This window comes from Streptomyces sp. PsTaAH-124 (assembly GCF_000373685.1).
GTDB lineage: Bacteria > Actinomycetota > Actinomycetes > Streptomycetales > Streptomycetaceae > Streptomyces > Streptomyces andamanensis.
The window spans coordinates 213,515-228,911 of record NZ_KB892208.1; the positions used below are offsets into that span (position 1 = coordinate 213,515).

The following is a 15,397-nucleotide window of genomic DNA, read 5'->3' on the forward strand; positions in this document are numbered from 1 at the left end:
GCGCCCGCCGCCCGCGCCCGCCTCCACGGCGCGGGCGCGCCCGGTGTCTCAGACCTTCGGGCCGCGCAGCACCGCCCCGATGTGCGCCGCCGCCGCCGACAGATGGCGACGGGCGGCGTCGACCTGGTCGGTGGTGACGCCGTGGTCGCGGGCCGCGTCCCGGATGTCGTCGCGGAAGCGGTCCAGGAGCCGGTCCAGATCACGGGCCGGATCGCCCGTGGAGTGGTCGTGCGCCCAGGACGGCTCGTAGACGGCGGGGAACTCCTTCGGGGTCTCGGAGTACTCGGGGCGGTGCGCCGGACCGCCCCCGGCCGGGGCGCCGAAACCGAAGTCCTTGGCCAGCCCCTTGCCGAACTCCTTGCCGAAGTCGCCGAACTCCTTGGTCAGCTCGGTCAGGCCCTCGCGCACCCCGGTCGGCCAGTCGCCGCGCGCGAAGTGGTCCTGCACCTGGTCCTGGACCCGGCGGGCGATGCGCTGGAACTCCTCCTGCGCCTGCTCCCGCGCCCGCTCCTGGGCCTCCTTGGCCTGGCGCCTGGCCCGCTGCGCCTCCTCGCGCGCCCGGCGGCTCTCGTCCTTGGCACGCCGTGCCTGCTCCTTCCACTCCTGCTTGACCCGGCGCATCTCCTCCTTGGCGGCCCGCCAGGACTCCTTGTCGTCCGCCGCGCTGTCGCCGCCCGGGGCGGACGCGCCGCCTGTCGCGCCCTGCCGGGCCTGGGAGGCCGCCGCGCGCATCTCGCGCCGCAGGTCGCCCGCGGCACCGCGCACATCGGCCCGGATCTCGGCGGCCAGCTCGGCGACCGACTCGCGGATCTCCAGCTCCAGGTCGGCCAGCTCGCCACTGCGGTCGGCCAGCTCGGCGCGGCCCGCGTCGGTGATCGCGTACACCTTCCGGCCGCCCTCGGTGGTGTGGGTGACCAGGCCCTCGGCCTCCAGCTTGGCCAGCCTGGGGTAGACGGTGCCCGCCGAGGGCGCGTACAGCCCCTGGAAGCGCTCCTCCAGGAGGCGGATCACCTCGTATCCATGGCGGGGGGCCTCGTCGAGGAGCTTGAGCAGATACAGACGAAGGCGGCCGTGGGCGAAGACGGGAGGCATGTCAGAGCACCTTCTTGTCGGTCGGGCCGGGGGTCGGTCCGTCGGTCGGTCCGTCGGGTGTGCCGCTGTCGCCGGGCTCGGGGTCCCAGGCGCCCTCCTCGGCGGGCGGGCGGCGCAGCAGGGCGATGGAACCGGAGACGGTGGTCGCCTTCAGCCGGCCCCGGCCCGTGCCCAGCGTGCCGGTGATCCGCTTGGCACCCCACTGGCCGCTGACGCGCAGGTCCTCGAAGGCGTTGGAGACCGCGCCGCTCGCGGTGTTGGCCTCCACCTCCGCGTCCGCGGGGTGGGGGAGGCGGATCGCGATCTCACCGGAGACGTTGGTCAGGCTGATGTCGGTCGGGGAGGCCACCCGGTCGAGGTCGACGATCATCGACCCGCTCACCGAGTCCGCCCGGACCGAGGAGCCGGAGCCCTCGACCAGGGTGAGGTCGCCGGAGACCGACTTGAAGCGGAGGTCACCGGAGAGGGCCTGCGCCTCCACGTTCCCCGAGACGGTGTCCGCGCGGACCGGGCCGGTGACGCCGACCAGCGTGGTGTCGCCGGTGACGCCCTTCACCTCGGTGAGCCCGTCGATGCCGGAGACCATGGCGGCGGCGCCGACCACGCCGACCTCGACCCGGGTGCTCGCCGGCACGGCCAGGGAGATCTCGGCGCTGCGCTGCCAGCCCTTGCGGTCGAGCCACTTGAGGAAGCCCTTCCAGGGCAGGTCCTCGTAGGCCACGGTCAGGGTGTTGCCGCGCTGGGTGACGATCAGGGGCGGCCCCTCGATCCGGGACACCTCCAGGCGGGCGGAACCGTCGTCCGTGCCCACGACGTTGACCGTGCCGTGGACGATGCGGACGTTCAGCTCGGTCGGGGGCTCGTCGAAGGTGAGCTTGGTGGGCTCGCCCACGGACCACTCGGACATGGTGCAGACCTCCTGGGACGGACCGGACCACGCGGGACGGCAGGACCGGAGACGGGACCGAAACGACGACGTGACGGGCGCGACCGGCGCGACTCGCGACACGCCATATCGCGTCCTTCCCTAGACACGATATATCGCGGACACGGAAAGTCAAGACACACCGTGAAACGCGACAGGGCGCCTCCCGGAAACGCGACAGGGCGCCTCCCCGAAACGCGACAGGCGGCCTCCCGGAAACGCGGAAGGCGCCCCCGAAGGGGCGCCCGTCCGGTCCGGCCACAGCCGGTCCCCGCTCGAAAGCCTGCGCCTGCGAGGCAGGGCAGGCTGTGCACCTACTCCTCGTCCTCGTCGTCGTCCAGCCGCGCCAGCCAGGTCGCCAGCCGCTCGACCGGGACCTCGAAGTCCGGGTTGAGGTCGACGAAGGTCCGCAGCTGCTCGGCGAGCCACTCGAAGGTGACCTCCTCCTCGCCCCGCCTCTTCTCCAGCTCTTCGATGCCACGGTCGGTGAAGTACATGCGGTCAAGGATAGGGCGCCGCGGGGCCGCGGAAACGGCCGGGCCGCACCCCCGGCGAGGGGATGCGGCCCGGTCAGGCACTCAGGCACTCAGGCGCGAACCGCGGGGCGGCGGGGCCCCGCGGACGCGCTCACGCCTCGAACACCTCGCGCACCAGCTGCTCCTGCTCGGCCTGGTGCCGCTTGGCGGAACCCACGGCCGGGGAGGAGGAGTGCGGACGCGAGATACGGCGCAGCCGCTCGCTGTGCGGCACGTCCGCGCCGACCGCCAGGTCCAGGTGGTCGATCAGGTTGAGCGCGATGAACGGCCAGGCACCCTGGTTCGCCGGCTCCTCCTGCGTCCACAGGTACTTCTCGGCGTTCGGGTACTTCTTGATCTCCGCCTGGAGCTCGGCACCCGGCAGCGGGTACAGGCGCTCGATGCGGATGATCGCCGTGTCCGTCGCGCCGCGCTTCTTCCGCTCGGCGTCGAGGTCGTAGTAGACCTTGCCCGCGCAGAAGACGACCTTCTTCACGGCGCTCGGGTCGACCGAGTCGTCGCCGATGACCGGGCGGAACTCGCCCGTCGTGAACTCCTCCGTCTTCGAGGCGGCGGCCTTCAGGCGCAGCATCGACTTCGGGGTGAAGACCACCAGCGGCTTGTGGTGCGGGTTGTGCACCTGCCACCGCAGGAGGTGGAAGTAGTTCGACGGCAGGGTCGGCATCGCGACCGTCATGTTGTTCTGCGCGCACAGCTGGAGGTAGCGCTCGATGCGGGCCGAGGAGTGGTCCGGGCCCTGGCCCTCGTAGCCGTGCGGCAGCAGCAGCGTGACGCCGGAGGTCTGGCCCCACTTCTGCTCGGCGGCCGAGATGTACTCGTCGATGACCGACTGGGCGCCGTTGGCGAAGTCGCCGAACTGGGCCTCCCACATCACCAGCGCGTCCGGGCGGGTCAGCGAGTAGCCGTACTCGAAGCCCATGACCGCGTACTCGGAGAGCAGCGAGTCGTAGACGTTGTAGCGGGCCTGCTCGTCGGCCAGGTACAGCAGCGGGGTGTAGTCCTCGCCGGTCTCGCGGTCGATCAGCACCGCGTGGCGCTGGCCGAAGGTGCCGCGGCGGGAGTCCTGGCCGGACAGCCGGACCGGGACGCCCTCCAGCAGCAGCGAGCCGATGGCCAGGGTCTCGCCCATGCCCCAGTCGATGGTGCCGTCCTCGACCATCGCCGCCCTGCGCTGGAGCTGCGGCAGCAGGCGCGGGTGGACGGTGAAGTGGTCGGGGATGTTGACCTGGGACTCGGCGATCCGCTTGACGACCTCGGCGGAGATCGCGGTGCTCACCCGCACCGGGAAGCCGGCCTGCGGGTCCGGGGACTGCGGGACGGCCGGCTGCGAGGTGGCCTCGCGGACCTCGGTGAAGACCTTCTCCAGCTGCCCCTGGTAGTCCTGGAGCGCCTGCTCGGCCTCTTCCAGCGTGATGTCGCCGCGACCGATCAGGGACTCGGTGTAGAGCTTGCGCACCGAGCGCTTCTTGTCGATCAGGTCGTACATCAGCGGCTGGGTGAAGGCCGGGTTGTCCGACTCGTTGTGACCGCGGCGGCGGTAGCAGATGAGGTCGATCACCACGTCCTTGTTGAACGCCTGGCGGAACTCGAAGGCGAGCCGCGCCACGCGCACGACGGCCTCGGGGTCGTCGCCGTTGACGTGGAAGATCGGGGCCTCGATCATGCGGGCCACGTCGGTGGCGTACATCGAGGAGCGCGAGGACTCGGGCGCCGCGGTGAAGCCGACCTGGTTGTTGATGACGATGTGGACCGTGCCGCCGGTGCGGTAGCCGCGCAGCTGCGACATGTTCAGGGTCTCGGCCACCACGCCCTGGCCCGCGAAGGCCGCGTCGCCGTGGATCGCCACCGGCAGCACGGTGAAGTCCGTGCCGCCCTTGTTGATGATGTCCTGCTTGGCGCGGGAGATGCCCTCGATGACCGGGTCGACCGTCTCCAGGTGGGAGGGGTTCGCGGCCAGCGAGACCTTGATCTGCTCGCCGTCCAGGCCGGTGAAGGTGCCCCCGGCGCCCAGGTGGTACTTCACGTCGCCGGAGCCGTGCATCGACTTCGGGTCGAGGTTGCCCTCGAACTCGCGGAAGATCTGCGCGTACGACTTGCCGACGATGTTGGCGAGCACGTTCAGCCGGCCGCGGTGGGCCATGCCGATGACGACCTCGTCCAGGCGCGACTCGGCGGCCGAGTCGAGGACCGCGTCGAGCAGCGGGATGACGGACTCGCCGCCCTCCAGGGAGAAGCGCTTCTGGCCGACGTACTTCGTCTGGAGGAAGGTCTCGAAGGCCTCCGCGGCGTTCAGCCGGCGCAGGATGCGCAGCTGCTCCTCGCGCTCCGGCTTGGAGTGCGGGCGCTCCACGCGGTCCTGGATCCACTTGCGCTGCTTGGGGTCCTGGATGTGCATGAACTCGATGCCGACCGTGCGGCAGTACGAGTCGCGCAGCACGCCGAGGATGTCGCGCAGCTTCATCATCGACTTGCCGGCGAAGCCGCCGACGGCGAACTCGCGCTCCAGGTCCCACAGGGTGAGCCCGTGCTCGGTGATGTCCAGGTCGGGGTGCTTGCGCTGCTGGTACTCCAGCGGGTCGGTGTCGGCCATGACGTGGCCGCGGACCCGGTAGGAGTGGATCAGCTCGAAGACGCGGGCGGCCTTGGTGACGTCGTCGTCGTGGCTGGCGTCGATGTCCTTGAGCCAGCGGACCGGCTCGTAGGGGATGCGCAGTGCCTCGAAGATCTCGTCGTAGAAGCCGTTCTCGCCGAGCAGCAGGTTGGCGACGACACGCAGGAACTCGCCGGAGGCGGCGCCCTGGATCACCCGGTGGTCGTAGGTCGACGTGAGCGTCATGACCTTGGAGATGCCGAGCTTGTTCAGGGTGTCCTGGCTGGTGCCCTGGAACTCCGCCGGGTAGTCCATGGAGCCGACGCCCATGATCACCGACTGGCCGGGCATCAGACGCGGCACGGAGTGGACCGTGCCGAGGCCGCCGGGGTTGGTGAGGGAGACGGTGACGCCGGTGAAGTCGTCCATCGTCAGCTTGCCGTCGCGGGCGCGGCGGACGATGTCCTCGTAGGCCTGCCAGAACTCGAAGAAGTTCAGCGTCTCGGCCTTCTTGATCGCCGCGACGACGAGCTGGCGGTCGCCGTTGGGCTTGACCAGGTCGATGGCGAGACCGAGGTTGATGTGGTCCGGCTTGACCAGGGTCGGCTTGCCGTCCTTCTCGGCGAACGAGTTGTTCATCGAGGGCATGGCCTTGATGGCCTGGACCATCGCGTAGCCGATGAGGTGCGTGAAGGAGATCTTCCCGCCGCGGGCCCGCTTGAGGTGGTTGTTGATGACGATGCGGTTGTCGAACAGCAGCTTCACCGGGACGGCGCGCACGGACGTGGCCGTGGGCAGCTCCAGGGAGGCGTTCATGTTCTTGGCGACCGCGGCGGAGGGGCCGCGCAGCGTCACGAACTCGGGACCGGCCGGTGCCTCGGCGGCGGGCTCCGCCTTGGCGGGCGCCGGCTTCGCGGGGGCCGGGGCGGCCTTCGCGGGGGCCGGGGCCTGCGCGGCGGGCTTCGCCGGGGCGGGGGCCGGGGCGGGCTGCGCCGGAGCGGCGGGGTGTGCGGCGGCGGGCGCGGCCGGGGCCTGCGCGGGCTTCGCCGGGGCCGCCGGGGCGGCGGGCGCCGCCTGGGGCGCCGTGGTGGTGCCCGCGGCCCCCGCGGCCGCGGTACCCGCCGGAGCCGTGGAGGCAGCGGCGGCGGCTCCCGGCTTGTAATCGGCGAAGAAGTCCCACCAGGCACGGTCTACCGAGTTCGGGTCCTGGAGGTACTGCTGATAGATCTCGTCGACGAGCCACTCGTTGGCACCGAACGCGGCCGCGGGGTTCTTCCCGGCTTGGTCGGTCTCGGTGGAGATGCTCGAGTTACTGGGGGACTGTGGCGACACGGCGGCAACCGCCCTCTTCCGCTTCACAAGGTGATGGACAGCGGGAATAAAGGCTACGCCTCCAAGACCGTGAAGGTCAGGTCGAGCCGGTTCATCGTCGCGTAAGTCACATCGAAAGCTGTGTTTCGGGGCTTGAAATGGCGGGAAACAAGCGTGGTTCGCCTGTCGTGGGCAAGGGGCCATCCGGGCCTGACCCGGCGCGGAGGCAGGCCCCTGCCTGATCACACGTGTCCGGCTGGGCGGATGCTCGTGGATCTTGGGGTTCCGGCTCCGACTTTACGTCAACTTGGCAGAGAGGGAAGCCCGGGAAGAGTGATGCGGATCCGGCAACCGCGCTCGGATTCGGCCACCCCGATCCGGCCGCCGTGCAGATCCACCGCCCAGCGGGCGATCGCCAGGCCGAGCCCGGTCCCGCCGTCGCTCCCCGGGCCGTGCGGCCGGCTCACCGCGCCCCGGTTGAAACGCTCGAAGACGCGGTGCCACTCGGAGCGGGGGATGCCCGGCCCCTCGTCGATGACCTCCAGGTCCAGCGACTGGGGCTGCGCCCCGCGCCGCGCCTTGACCGTCACCCGGCCGTGCGGCGGGCTGTGCTTGACCGCGTTGTCGATCAGGTTGGCGACCACCTGGTGGATCCGCTCCGGATCCGCGTGCGCGGTCAGGTCCAGCGGGGACACGTCGAGCCGCAGATGGACGTCGGTGCGGGTGTGGTTGCCCGAGCCCGAGGCCATGCCCGCGCGCGCGGAGGCCACCATGTTGGCCTCCTTCAGCACGCCCGACAGATACGGCCACACCTCGAAGCGCCGCTTCTTCAGCGGCACCACGCCGTTGTCCAGGCGGGACAGGTCCAGCAGGGTCTCCACCAGGCGGCCCAGCCGCTCGGTCTGCTTCAGGGCCGTGCGCATGGTCTCCGCGTCGGCCTCGGTGACCCCGTCGACGATGTTCTCCAGCACCGCGCGCAGGCCCGCGATCGGCGTGCGCAGCTCGTGCGAGACATTCGCCACCAGCTCCTTGCGCTGGCGGTCCTGGGCGGCCAGCTCGTCCGCCATGCGGTTGATCGTCTGCGCCAGGTCGCCCAGCTCGTCGCGGCGGTTCTCGCGCACCCGGCGCGTGTAGTCGCCGTGCGAGATGGACCGGGCCACCGCGTTCATCTCGTCCAGCGGGGCGGTCAGCGAGTGCGCCACGAACTGGGTGATCAGCAGCGTGGCGATCATGGAGAAGACCATGATGAAGCGCAGCTCGGTCTTGGTGTGCACCGCGATCATCGACAGACCGGTGGTGATCAGCACCGCGATGACGACCAGCGCGCCCAGCTTGGTCTTGACCGAGAAGGGGTGGCGGACCCGCCCGCCACCGCCCCAGGGGTCCCGCTGGTCCCCGTGCGCCGCCGGCCCGTCGCTCATGGGGTGGGCGTCTCCAGCGCGTAGCCCACGCCGTGCACGGTACGGATCCGCTCGGCGCCGATCTTCCGGCGCAGCGCCTTGATGTGGCTGTCGACGGTGCGGGTGCCCGAGGCGTCCGCCCAGTCCCACACCTCCGCCAGCAGCTGCTCGCGGGAGAGCACCGCGCGCGGGGTGTTGGCCAGGCACACCAGCAGGTCGAACTCGGTCGGCGTGAGGTGGACGTCCTCGCTGCGCACCCGGACCCTGCGCTGCGCGTGGTCGATCTCCAGCTCGCCCAGGCGCAGGATGCCGCTGCGCGGGGTCGCCGCGGCCAGCGCCGCCCGCTCCACCCGGCGCAGCAGGACGTGCACGCGGGCGGCCAGCTCCCGCATCGAGAACGGCTTGGTCATGTAGTCGTCGGCGCCGACCCCGAGCCCGACCAGCATGTCGGTCTCGTCGTCGCGCGCGGTGAGCATCAGCACCGGCACCGGCCGCTGGGCCTGCACCCGGCGGCAGACCTCCAGGCCGTCGAAGCCGGGCAGCATGATGTCGAGGATCAGCAGGTCGGGCTGCCATGCCTCGGCGGTGTCGACGGCGCTCGGCCCGTCGCCCGCGGTCTGCACCAGGAAACCCTCGGCGCGCAGACGGGTGGCGATGGCGTCCATGATGGTCTGGTCGTCCTCGACCACCAGGACCCGGCGCTGGGCTCCCGGCCCGGCCGTCGTGCCGCCCTGCGCGGTGTGTGTCTGCTCCATCGCCCGCCCCTGAGGTGTGCTTTCCGGAATCATGTGGGGTGATTCCATGACTGCGCGTGGTCGCGATCGACGCTTGAATGATCGGCGTCAGGGAAGCAGCGTACGGGGAGTCACGGTGCCTTTGCTATCCAGCCCGGACGGCGAGGTGCACGACGTCCGGTACGCCCCGGGCAACCGGGATCTCTTCGGTGCGCACCTGCTGGAACCCGACATTCCACAAGGTTCCTTCAAATTCCGGAGAGGGTTTCGCCGACCACACCGCGAGGACGCCGCCGGGTCTCAACACCCGTGCGCAGCTTGCCAGTCCGGACGGTGCGTACAGCTCGCCGTTGCCCTCGGTGACGGTCCAGCCGGGGCCGTTGTCGATGTCCAGGCAGAGCGCGTCGAACGTGGCGGAAGTCTCATTGACGTAAGTGACGAGGTTGGTCTCCACGATCTCGGTGCGCTCGTCGGCGAGGGCCCGCGCGGTGAGCGCGGCGAGCGGTCCCCCGCGGTGCCAGCCGACGATCGCGGACTCCCGCTCCACGACCGTGATCCGGCCCCAGCGGGGCTCGGCCGCGGCGTGCGCGAGTGAGAAGCCGACGCCCAGCCCGCCGATCAGCACGCGCGGTGCCGGGCGGCCGTCCAGCGCGGCGAGGGCGGCGTCCACGAGCAGCCGTTCGGAACGGCCGTCGGAGGTGTCCATCAGGAAGCAGCCGTTGGCGATGATCTGAAGCAACGCGCCGTGCCGGCGCAGCACGACCTCTCCGTGGGGTCCCTCGCGGCGGTCCAGCACCACGGGAGTCTCGTACGAGGCGTTCATGAGGTCATCCTGCCCGAACAGGGGCTTGCCGCCACCTGGATTACGGGTGACACGGATCGAACACCGTACGAGGACGGGCCGTTCGCGCACCGGCCGGGAACAGAACCGTGCACAGGAGGAAGTTAATAGGTTGCTGTGAATCGGCTGCCCGGTGGCGCCGGTCATGGACAGCCGCTCCCGGGACGCGAAGGGTTGGGGGCACGACGGAAGGAGCGCCACCGTGGAACGGACTGCGGACCCCGAGGCCGCGGCCCCGCCCCGCCCGGACGGCGCACCGCGCCCTCTGGAGGGCGTGCCGCGGCAACGGCCCCGGCTGGCGGCGGCACCCGCGGACGCGCCGGCGGCCCCGCCGCCGCTCGTGGGCCCGGGTGCCGCCGCCGCTGCCCTGGGCGTGCGGTGGGGCGGGCTCCGCCGGGTCCTGCCCGGCCCCCGCCGTACGCCTTTCACGTTCTGGTACGCGCTGGTGCTGGTCCTCACCTCGCTCGTCACCGAGTACGCCCCCGCCGCCGTGGTGGACGCGCTGTACCGCAGCTCCAGCACGGATGTCGCGCACCTCGTCCGGGACCCGGTGCGGGTGCTGGCCGGGAGCGCGCTGTGGATCGCGGGCGGGGTCGTGTCGGCGTACTCCCTGTGCTTCCTGCTGGTGCTCACCGCGCTGGAGCTCAGGACCGGCGCGCGGCGCACCGCCGGGGTGTTCCTGCTCGGGCATGTGGTCGCCACCCTGGCCACCGAGGTGCCGGTCGGGCTCGCGGTGCTGGCCGGGCGGCTCCCGGCCGGGTCGCTGCACCGCCTGGACTACGGGATCAGCTTCGGTGTCGCCGCCAGCGTCGGCGCGCTCTGCGGCCTGCTGCGCCCCTGGCTGCGCTGGCCCGCGCTGACGGTGTTCGCCGGGATGCTGCTGGACGACCTGGCGTCCTTCACCGACCCGATGACCTCCTGCGGCCACCTCATCGCGCTGGCGGTGGGGGTGGGCTGCTGGCCGGTGCTGCGGCGCGGGCCGGGGCTCTGGAGCGATGACAGGCAGCAGCCCCCGGTTGCGTAATGTGATCATCATGCGACCGAAGATTGTCATCATCCTGTCCGTGGCCGGTCTGCTGGCCACGGGATGCGGCGGGAACGGGAATTCCGGTCCGGGGGACGCCGGTGCCAAGGCGTCGGCGTCGGCTCCCGGTCCGGCGGCGATGGCGCAGCGGCTGGCGCGGCCGGGCGAGAGCCCGGACCCGGAACCGTCCCCCTCGCCCGCCGCCAGTGCGCCGTTCGCCGAGCAGCTCGCGTACGAACTGCGCTCCAGGACGCTCGAAATGGCCGCCGCCCCCGGCAGCACGACCGGGAAGTGCCCGAGGACCGCGGTCTCGAAGAAGGGCGCGAAGGTCACGTGCACCACCACCTACAAGGGCCTGGAGGTCCGCTGGGACGTGACCCTCGGCGACAAGGCCCCCTGGTCGGTCTCCGGTGACTACGTGTCCTACAAGGCGCTTCCCCGTACGGGAATCCTCACCCGGGACGGCGTGGCCCGTCTCTTCTACGGCAACTTCAGCCCCGATTATCTGCTGTGCAACGACATCCCCGAGGCCGTCCTCGCACCGCTGAACGCCAAGTCCGCCTACACCTGCGAGCCGGTCGACAAGGGGAAGAAGCCGCTCGGGTACGGCACCCCGGTCCGCGCCACCGAGAACGGGCCCCGCGCCTACTGACCGGCCGTCCGCTCCGGCCGAGCCGTCCGGTGGGGCCGGTCAGGCCGGGGTGGGGCTGTCCGCCGCGGGGCGGCCCGCGAGGGCGGCGCGCAGCCGGTCCATGGCCGCCTTCCAGGAGGCGCTGTCCGACTCTGCCCACAGTTCGAGGAGTTCGGACTCCTCGGTGAGGACGCGGTCGAGGGCGCGCAGGGCGGGGGCGCGCAGGCCGGTGAGGTCGGGGACGGGCTGCCGGGGGCCGTAGGCGGAGTCCGCGGGGTCGCCGCCGGGGCACTGGGCGGCGACCAGGGCCGCCGCCGCGACGGCCTCCTCGCCGATCTCCGAGTCGAGGAAGCCGGTCGTGTCGGCCGCGCGGGTCAGCGCGGCGAGGACCAGGTCCCGCCGCGCGTCGGCGGAGGCGTCGTCCAGGGCGCCGCTCCAGTCCGCCGCGGTGTCGTTGTCGAAGGGTCCGATGTCCCAGGTGCCCATGTGTCTCTCCCGGCTGTGGTGATGTCCGGGCAGCGTGACAGGTGCCACTGACATCGGGCCCGCCGCGCGGGATCTCCCTGGTCCGGCGCCTGCGCACCGGCCCGCGCCGCACCCCGCGGAATATCCCGCTCCCCGTGATCGCTGACTGATCGCTGACGGCGAACAAGCACCGGGGAACAATCGCCCGCTCCCAAGCATTGAGTCGGCATAGCTCAACTTGACTGCCGAAGGGGAGATCATGGCTGCTGAGTCCACGGCGTTCACACCGCTCACTCTGCCTGTGCTGCCGCTCGATGACGAGGTCGTGCTGCCCGGCATGGTGGTTCCGCTGGACCTGAGTGATGCCGAGGTACGGGCCGCGGTGGAGGCCGCGCAGGCCGCCGCCCGGTCGGAGCCGGGCAAGCCCAGGGTGCTGCTGGTGCCGCGCATCGAGGGGACGTACGCCAAGACCGGTGTGCTGGGCACCGTCGAGCAGGTAGGACGGCTGGCCGACGGCGACCCGGGCGCGCTGATCCGCGGCCGGGGCCGGGTGAGCATCGGCGCCGGGACCACCGGGCCGGGCGCCGCGCTGTGGGTCGAGGGCACCCGGATCGACGAGACCGTCCCGGAGCCGCTGCCCGGCCAGGTCGCGGAGCTGGTGAAGGAGTACAAGGCCCTCGCCACCGCCTGGCTGCGCAAGCGCGGCGCCTGGCAGGTCGTCGACCGGGTCCAGGCCATCGACGACGTCTCCGCGCTCGCCGACAACTCCGGCTACTCGCCGTTCCTCACCACCGAACAGAAGATCGAACTGCTGGAGACCGCCGAGCCGGTGGCCCGGTTGCGGCTCGCCACCCGGCAGCTGCGCGACCACCTCGCCGAGCAGGACGTCGCCGAGACCATCGCCAAGGACGTCCAGGAGGGCGTCGACAAGCAGCAGCGCGAGTTCCTGCTGCGCCGTCAGCTCGAAGCCGTCCGCAAGGAGCTGCGCGAGCTGAACGGCGAGAGCGGCGGCGAGGGCGAGGAGTCCGACGACTACCGGGCCCGCGTCGAGGCCGCCGACCTGCCCGAGAAGGTGCGCGAGGCGGCGCTCAAGGAGGTCGACAAGCTGGAGCGCGCCTCCGACCAGTCGCCCGAGGGCTCCTGGATCCGCACCTGGCTCGACACGGTCCTGGAGATGCCGTGGAACGAGCGGACCGAGGACGCCTACGACATCGAGGGCGCCAAGGACGTGCTGGACGCCGAGCACGCGGGCCTGAAGGACGTGAAGGAGCGCATCACCGAGTACCTGGCGGTGCGCAAGCGGCGCGACGACCGCGGCCTCGGGGTGATCGGCGGGCGGCGCGGCGGTGCCGTGCTCGCGCTCGTCGGCCCGCCCGGGGTCGGCAAGACCAGCCTGGGCGAGTCCGTGGCGCACGCGATGGGCCGCAAGTTCGTCCGCGTCGCCCTCGGCGGCGTCCGCGACGAGGCGGAGATCCGCGGCCACCGCCGCACCTACGTCGGCGCGCTGCCCGGCCGGATCGTGCGGGCCGTCAAGGAGGCCGGTTCGATGAACCCGGTGGTCCTGCTCGACGAGATCGACAAGGTCGGCTCCGACTACCGCGGCGACCCGGCGGCGGCCCTGCTGGAGGTCCTGGACCCGGCGCAGAACCACACCTTCCGGGACCACTACCTGGAGGTCGAGCTGGACCTGTCGGACGTGGTCTTCCTGGCCACGGCCAACGTCCTGGAGGCGATCCCGGAGGCGCTGGCCGACCGGATGGAGATCGTGCGCCTGGACGGCTACACCGAGGACGAGAAGGTCGTCATCGCCCGCGACCACCTGCTCCCGCGCCAGCTGGAGCGGGCCGGTCTCGGCGCCGACGAGGTCACCATCGAGGAGGGCGCGCTGCGCAGGCTGGCGGGCGAGTACACCCGCGAGGCGGGCGTGCGCACCCTGGAGCGCTCGGTGGCGCGGCTGCTGCGCAAGATCGCCGCCCAGCACGAACTGGGCGAGCGGGAGCTGCCGTTCACCGTCACCGCCGACTCCCTGCGGGCCCTGATCGGCCGGCCGCACCACGTACCGGAGTCCGCCCAGGACCCGGCCGAGCGCCGTACGGCCGTGCCGGGCGTGGCGACCGGCCTCGCGGTCACCGGCGCCGGTGGCGACGTGCTCTACGTCGAGGCGTCCCTCGCCGACCCCGAGACGGGGGCCGCGGGCCTGACGCTGACCGGTCAGCTCGGCGACGTCATGAAGGAGTCCGCGCAGATCGCGCTGAGCTTCCTGCGCAGCCACGGCGCCGAGCTGGAGCTGCCGGTGGGCGATCTGAAGGACCGGGGCGCGCACATCCACTTCCCGGCGGGCGCGGTCCCCAAGGACGGCCCGAGCGCCGGTGTCACGATGACGACGGCGCTGGCCTCGCTGCTGTCGGGCCGCCTGGTGCGCACCGACGTGGCGATGACCGGCGAGGTGTCGCTGACCGGACGCGTGCTGCCCATCGGCGGGGTGAAGCAGAAGCTGCTCGCCGCGCACCGGGCGGGCGTGACCACCGTGATCATCCCCAAGCGCAACGAGCCCGACCTGGACGACGTCCCGGCGGAGGTGCTGGACAAGCTCGATGTGCACGCCGTCACCGATGTCCGCCAGGTGCTGGAACTGGCCCTGGCGCCTGCGGTGAGCGGTGCGGAGGAGAAGGTTCCGGCGGCGGCGTGACGGACGCGGCCGGATGAAAGGGGGAAGGCCCGGTCCTCCTCGGGGAGGACCGGGCCTTCGCCGTACGCGCCCGCGTACGCGTACGGATCAGCCGTTGGCCAGGGCCTTCACCCGGTCCAGCGCGCCGTTGAACTTGTCGTGGTCGCCCACCGTCGGGCCGGACGAGGTGTACTGCCACATCGTGTAGAAGCCCCAGCCCGCCGGCAGCGTCCCCACGGTCGAGGCGTACCGCGCGATCCACAGCGGGTTGTTGGCGGCGAAACCGCCGTAGTTCCCGGTGCACTGGGTCCACCAGGAGGTGGCCGTGTAGATCACGGCGTCCCGGCCGGTGCGCGCCTTGTAGGTGTTGAGGAAGTCGGCGATCCAGCTGACCATCGCGCTCGCGGACTTGCCGTAGCAGGCGGCGCCGTAGGGGTTCCACTCGATGTCGAGGGAGCCCGGCAGGGTCTTGCCGTCCTTGGACCAGCCGCCGCCGTGGTCGACGAAGTAGTTGGCCTGGGCGGCGCCGCTGGTGGTGTCCGGGGTCGCGAAGTGGTACGAGCCGCGGATCATGCCCACGTTGTAGGAGCCGTTGTACTGCTGGGTGAAGGAGGGGTTCGTGTAGTACGTCCCCTCGGTCGCCTTGGTGTAGGCCCAGCGGACGCCGCTGTTCCACAGGGTGGACCAGGCGACGTTGCCCTGGTAGCCGCTGACGTCGACGCCCTCGGTCTGGGTGACGTCAGCGGAGGTGGGGGTGCCGCTGCGGCCGTCGTGGGCCGCGACGCCGATGCCCATGTAGGCGGAGCCGCGGGCGGGCGGGGTGGCGGTGGCACCGGCGTCGGCACCTGCGTCGGTGTCGGCGGAGGAGGGCGTGGCGAGGAAGAAGGAGAACGCCGCGAGCAGGACTCCCGCGGCGGTCAGCCGCCGCTTGCGGGCCGTTCCGGATCTGTGCACGGGCATGACGTGCCTCCGAAGTTCGGTGGTGCTCGGTGGGGGGAAACGCGGGCATGGCCCACGGTCGCACGAGGGGGGCGCGGGCCTGGGGAGACCCGCCGGGAACGACCATGGCGTGGGCATGCCATTGACTGCCTGATGCAGAAGCTACGCGCGTGGACCGTCGGTGGGAAGAGGGGCCGGAGGCTGCCGTTGGTCTACGCCTGCGAAATACTGACCAAGCTGC

The 15,397-nt window shown here is 71.7% G+C and carries 12 protein-coding genes; 3 read left to right on the top strand and 9 right to left on the bottom strand.

The annotated features are described in order from the left end of the window. Positions 1–48: 48 nt before the first annotated feature. From B086_RS0136535 to B086_RS0136565, 7 genes are all read right to left on the bottom strand, one after another. Positions 49–1,092 (bottom strand): PadR family transcriptional regulator, encoded by a 1,044-nt coding sequence (locus B086_RS0136535; protein ID WP_018571398.1) that lies wholly within the window; start codon positions 1,090–1,092, stop codon positions 49–51. A 1-nt stretch (position 1,093) separates the two neighbouring features. Then, the gene (locus B086_RS41610) at positions 1,094–1,999 is read right to left on the bottom strand and encodes a DUF4097 family beta strand repeat-containing protein (RefSeq protein ID WP_018571399.1); all 906 of its coding nucleotides are present in this window, start codon (positions 1,997–1,999) and stop codon (positions 1,094–1,096) included. Between the two features lie 332 nt (positions 2,000–2,331). After that, positions 2,332–2,514, bottom strand: coding sequence for a DUF6104 family protein (locus B086_RS0136545; RefSeq protein ID WP_018571400.1), 183 nt, complete (start codon positions 2,512–2,514; stop codon positions 2,332–2,334). A 130-nt stretch (positions 2,515–2,644) separates the two neighbouring features. After that, the gene (locus B086_RS0136550) at positions 2,645–6,475 is read right to left on the bottom strand and encodes a multifunctional oxoglutarate decarboxylase/oxoglutarate dehydrogenase thiamine pyrophosphate-binding subunit/dihydrolipoyllysine-residue succinyltransferase subunit (RefSeq protein ID WP_018571401.1); all 3,831 of its coding nucleotides are present in this window, start codon (positions 6,473–6,475) and stop codon (positions 2,645–2,647) included. A 281-nt stretch (positions 6,476–6,756) separates the two neighbouring features. Next, on the bottom strand, positions 6,757–7,875 hold the full coding sequence (locus tag B086_RS0136555; protein WP_018571402.1) for a sensor histidine kinase: 1,119 nt from the start codon (positions 7,873–7,875) through the stop codon (positions 6,757–6,759). Then, positions 7,872–8,609 carry a response regulator transcription factor gene (locus B086_RS0136560; RefSeq protein WP_018571403.1) on the bottom strand — a complete coding sequence of 246 codons (738 nt, stop codon included), beginning with the start codon at positions 8,607–8,609 and terminating at the stop codon, positions 7,872–7,874. The genes B086_RS0136555 and B086_RS0136560 overlap by 4 nt, the downstream gene beginning before the upstream one ends. Before the next feature lie 124 nt (positions 8,610–8,733). Continuing rightward, positions 8,734–9,411: a spermidine synthase gene (locus B086_RS0136565; protein WP_018571404.1), complete on the bottom strand. Its 678-nt coding sequence runs from the start codon at positions 9,409–9,411 to the stop codon at positions 8,734–8,736. Between the two features lie 220 nt (positions 9,412–9,631). On the opposite strand from B086_RS0136565, the gene B086_RS0136570 reads away from it, so the two are divergent. Beyond that, on the top strand, positions 9,632–10,453 hold the full coding sequence (locus tag B086_RS0136570) for a rhomboid-like protein (protein ID WP_234029435.1): 822 nt from the start codon (positions 9,632–9,634) through the stop codon (positions 10,451–10,453). Between the two features lie 10 nt (positions 10,454–10,463). Then, positions 10,464–11,105, top strand: coding sequence for a hypothetical protein (locus B086_RS0136575; protein WP_026253154.1), 642 nt, complete (start codon positions 10,464–10,466; stop codon positions 11,103–11,105). 39 nt (positions 11,106–11,144) lie between these two features. Here the strand turns inward: B086_RS0136575 and B086_RS0136580 are convergent, their stop codons facing one another. Next, on the bottom strand, positions 11,145–11,570 hold the full coding sequence (locus B086_RS0136580; RefSeq protein WP_018571407.1) for a DUF4259 domain-containing protein: 426 nt from the start codon (positions 11,568–11,570) through the stop codon (positions 11,145–11,147). 238 nt (positions 11,571–11,808) lie between these two features. On the opposite strand from B086_RS0136580, the gene lon reads away from it, so the two are divergent. Then, positions 11,809–14,238, top strand: a complete 2,430-nt coding sequence (lon, locus tag B086_RS0136585) for an endopeptidase La (RefSeq protein ID WP_026253155.1) — start codon at positions 11,809–11,811, stop codon at positions 14,236–14,238. 87 nt (positions 14,239–14,325) lie between these two features. Here lon and B086_RS0136590 read toward each other — a convergent pair whose 3' ends face one another. Beyond that, positions 14,326–15,177: a lysozyme gene (locus B086_RS0136590; protein ID WP_018571409.1), complete on the bottom strand. Its 852-nt coding sequence runs from the start codon at positions 15,175–15,177 to the stop codon at positions 14,326–14,328. Positions 15,178–15,397: the final 220 nt, after the last annotated feature.

Coding starts and splice junctions, on each gene's coding strand:
- lon (WP_026253155.1), top strand. CDS start 11,809: ATGGCTGCTGAGTCCACGGCGTTCACACCGCTCACTCTGCCTGTGCTG.
- B086_RS0136565 (WP_018571404.1), bottom strand. CDS start 9,411: ATGAACGCCTCGTACGAGACTCCCGTGGTGCTGGACCGCCGCGAGGGA.
- B086_RS0136555 (WP_018571402.1), bottom strand. CDS start 7,875: ATGAGCGACGGGCCGGCGGCGCACGGGGACCAGCGGGACCCCTGGGGC.
- B086_RS0136560 (WP_018571403.1), bottom strand. CDS start 8,609: ATGGAGCAGACACACACCGCGCAGGGCGGCACGACGGCCGGGCCGGGA.
- B086_RS41610 (WP_018571399.1), bottom strand. CDS start 1,999: ATGTCCGAGTGGTCCGTGGGCGAGCCCACCAAGCTCACCTTCGACGAG.
- B086_RS0136575 (WP_026253154.1), top strand. CDS start 10,464: ATGCGACCGAAGATTGTCATCATCCTGTCCGTGGCCGGTCTGCTGGCC.
- B086_RS0136545 (WP_018571400.1), bottom strand. CDS start 2,514: ATGTACTTCACCGACCGTGGCATCGAAGAGCTGGAGAAGAGGCGGGGC.
- B086_RS0136580 (WP_018571407.1), bottom strand. CDS start 11,570: ATGGGCACCTGGGACATCGGACCCTTCGACAACGACACCGCGGCGGAC.
- B086_RS0136535 (WP_018571398.1), bottom strand. CDS start 1,092: ATGCCTCCCGTCTTCGCCCACGGCCGCCTTCGTCTGTATCTGCTCAAG.
- B086_RS0136590 (WP_018571409.1), bottom strand. CDS start 15,177: ATGCCCGTGCACAGATCCGGAACGGCCCGCAAGCGGCGGCTGACCGCC.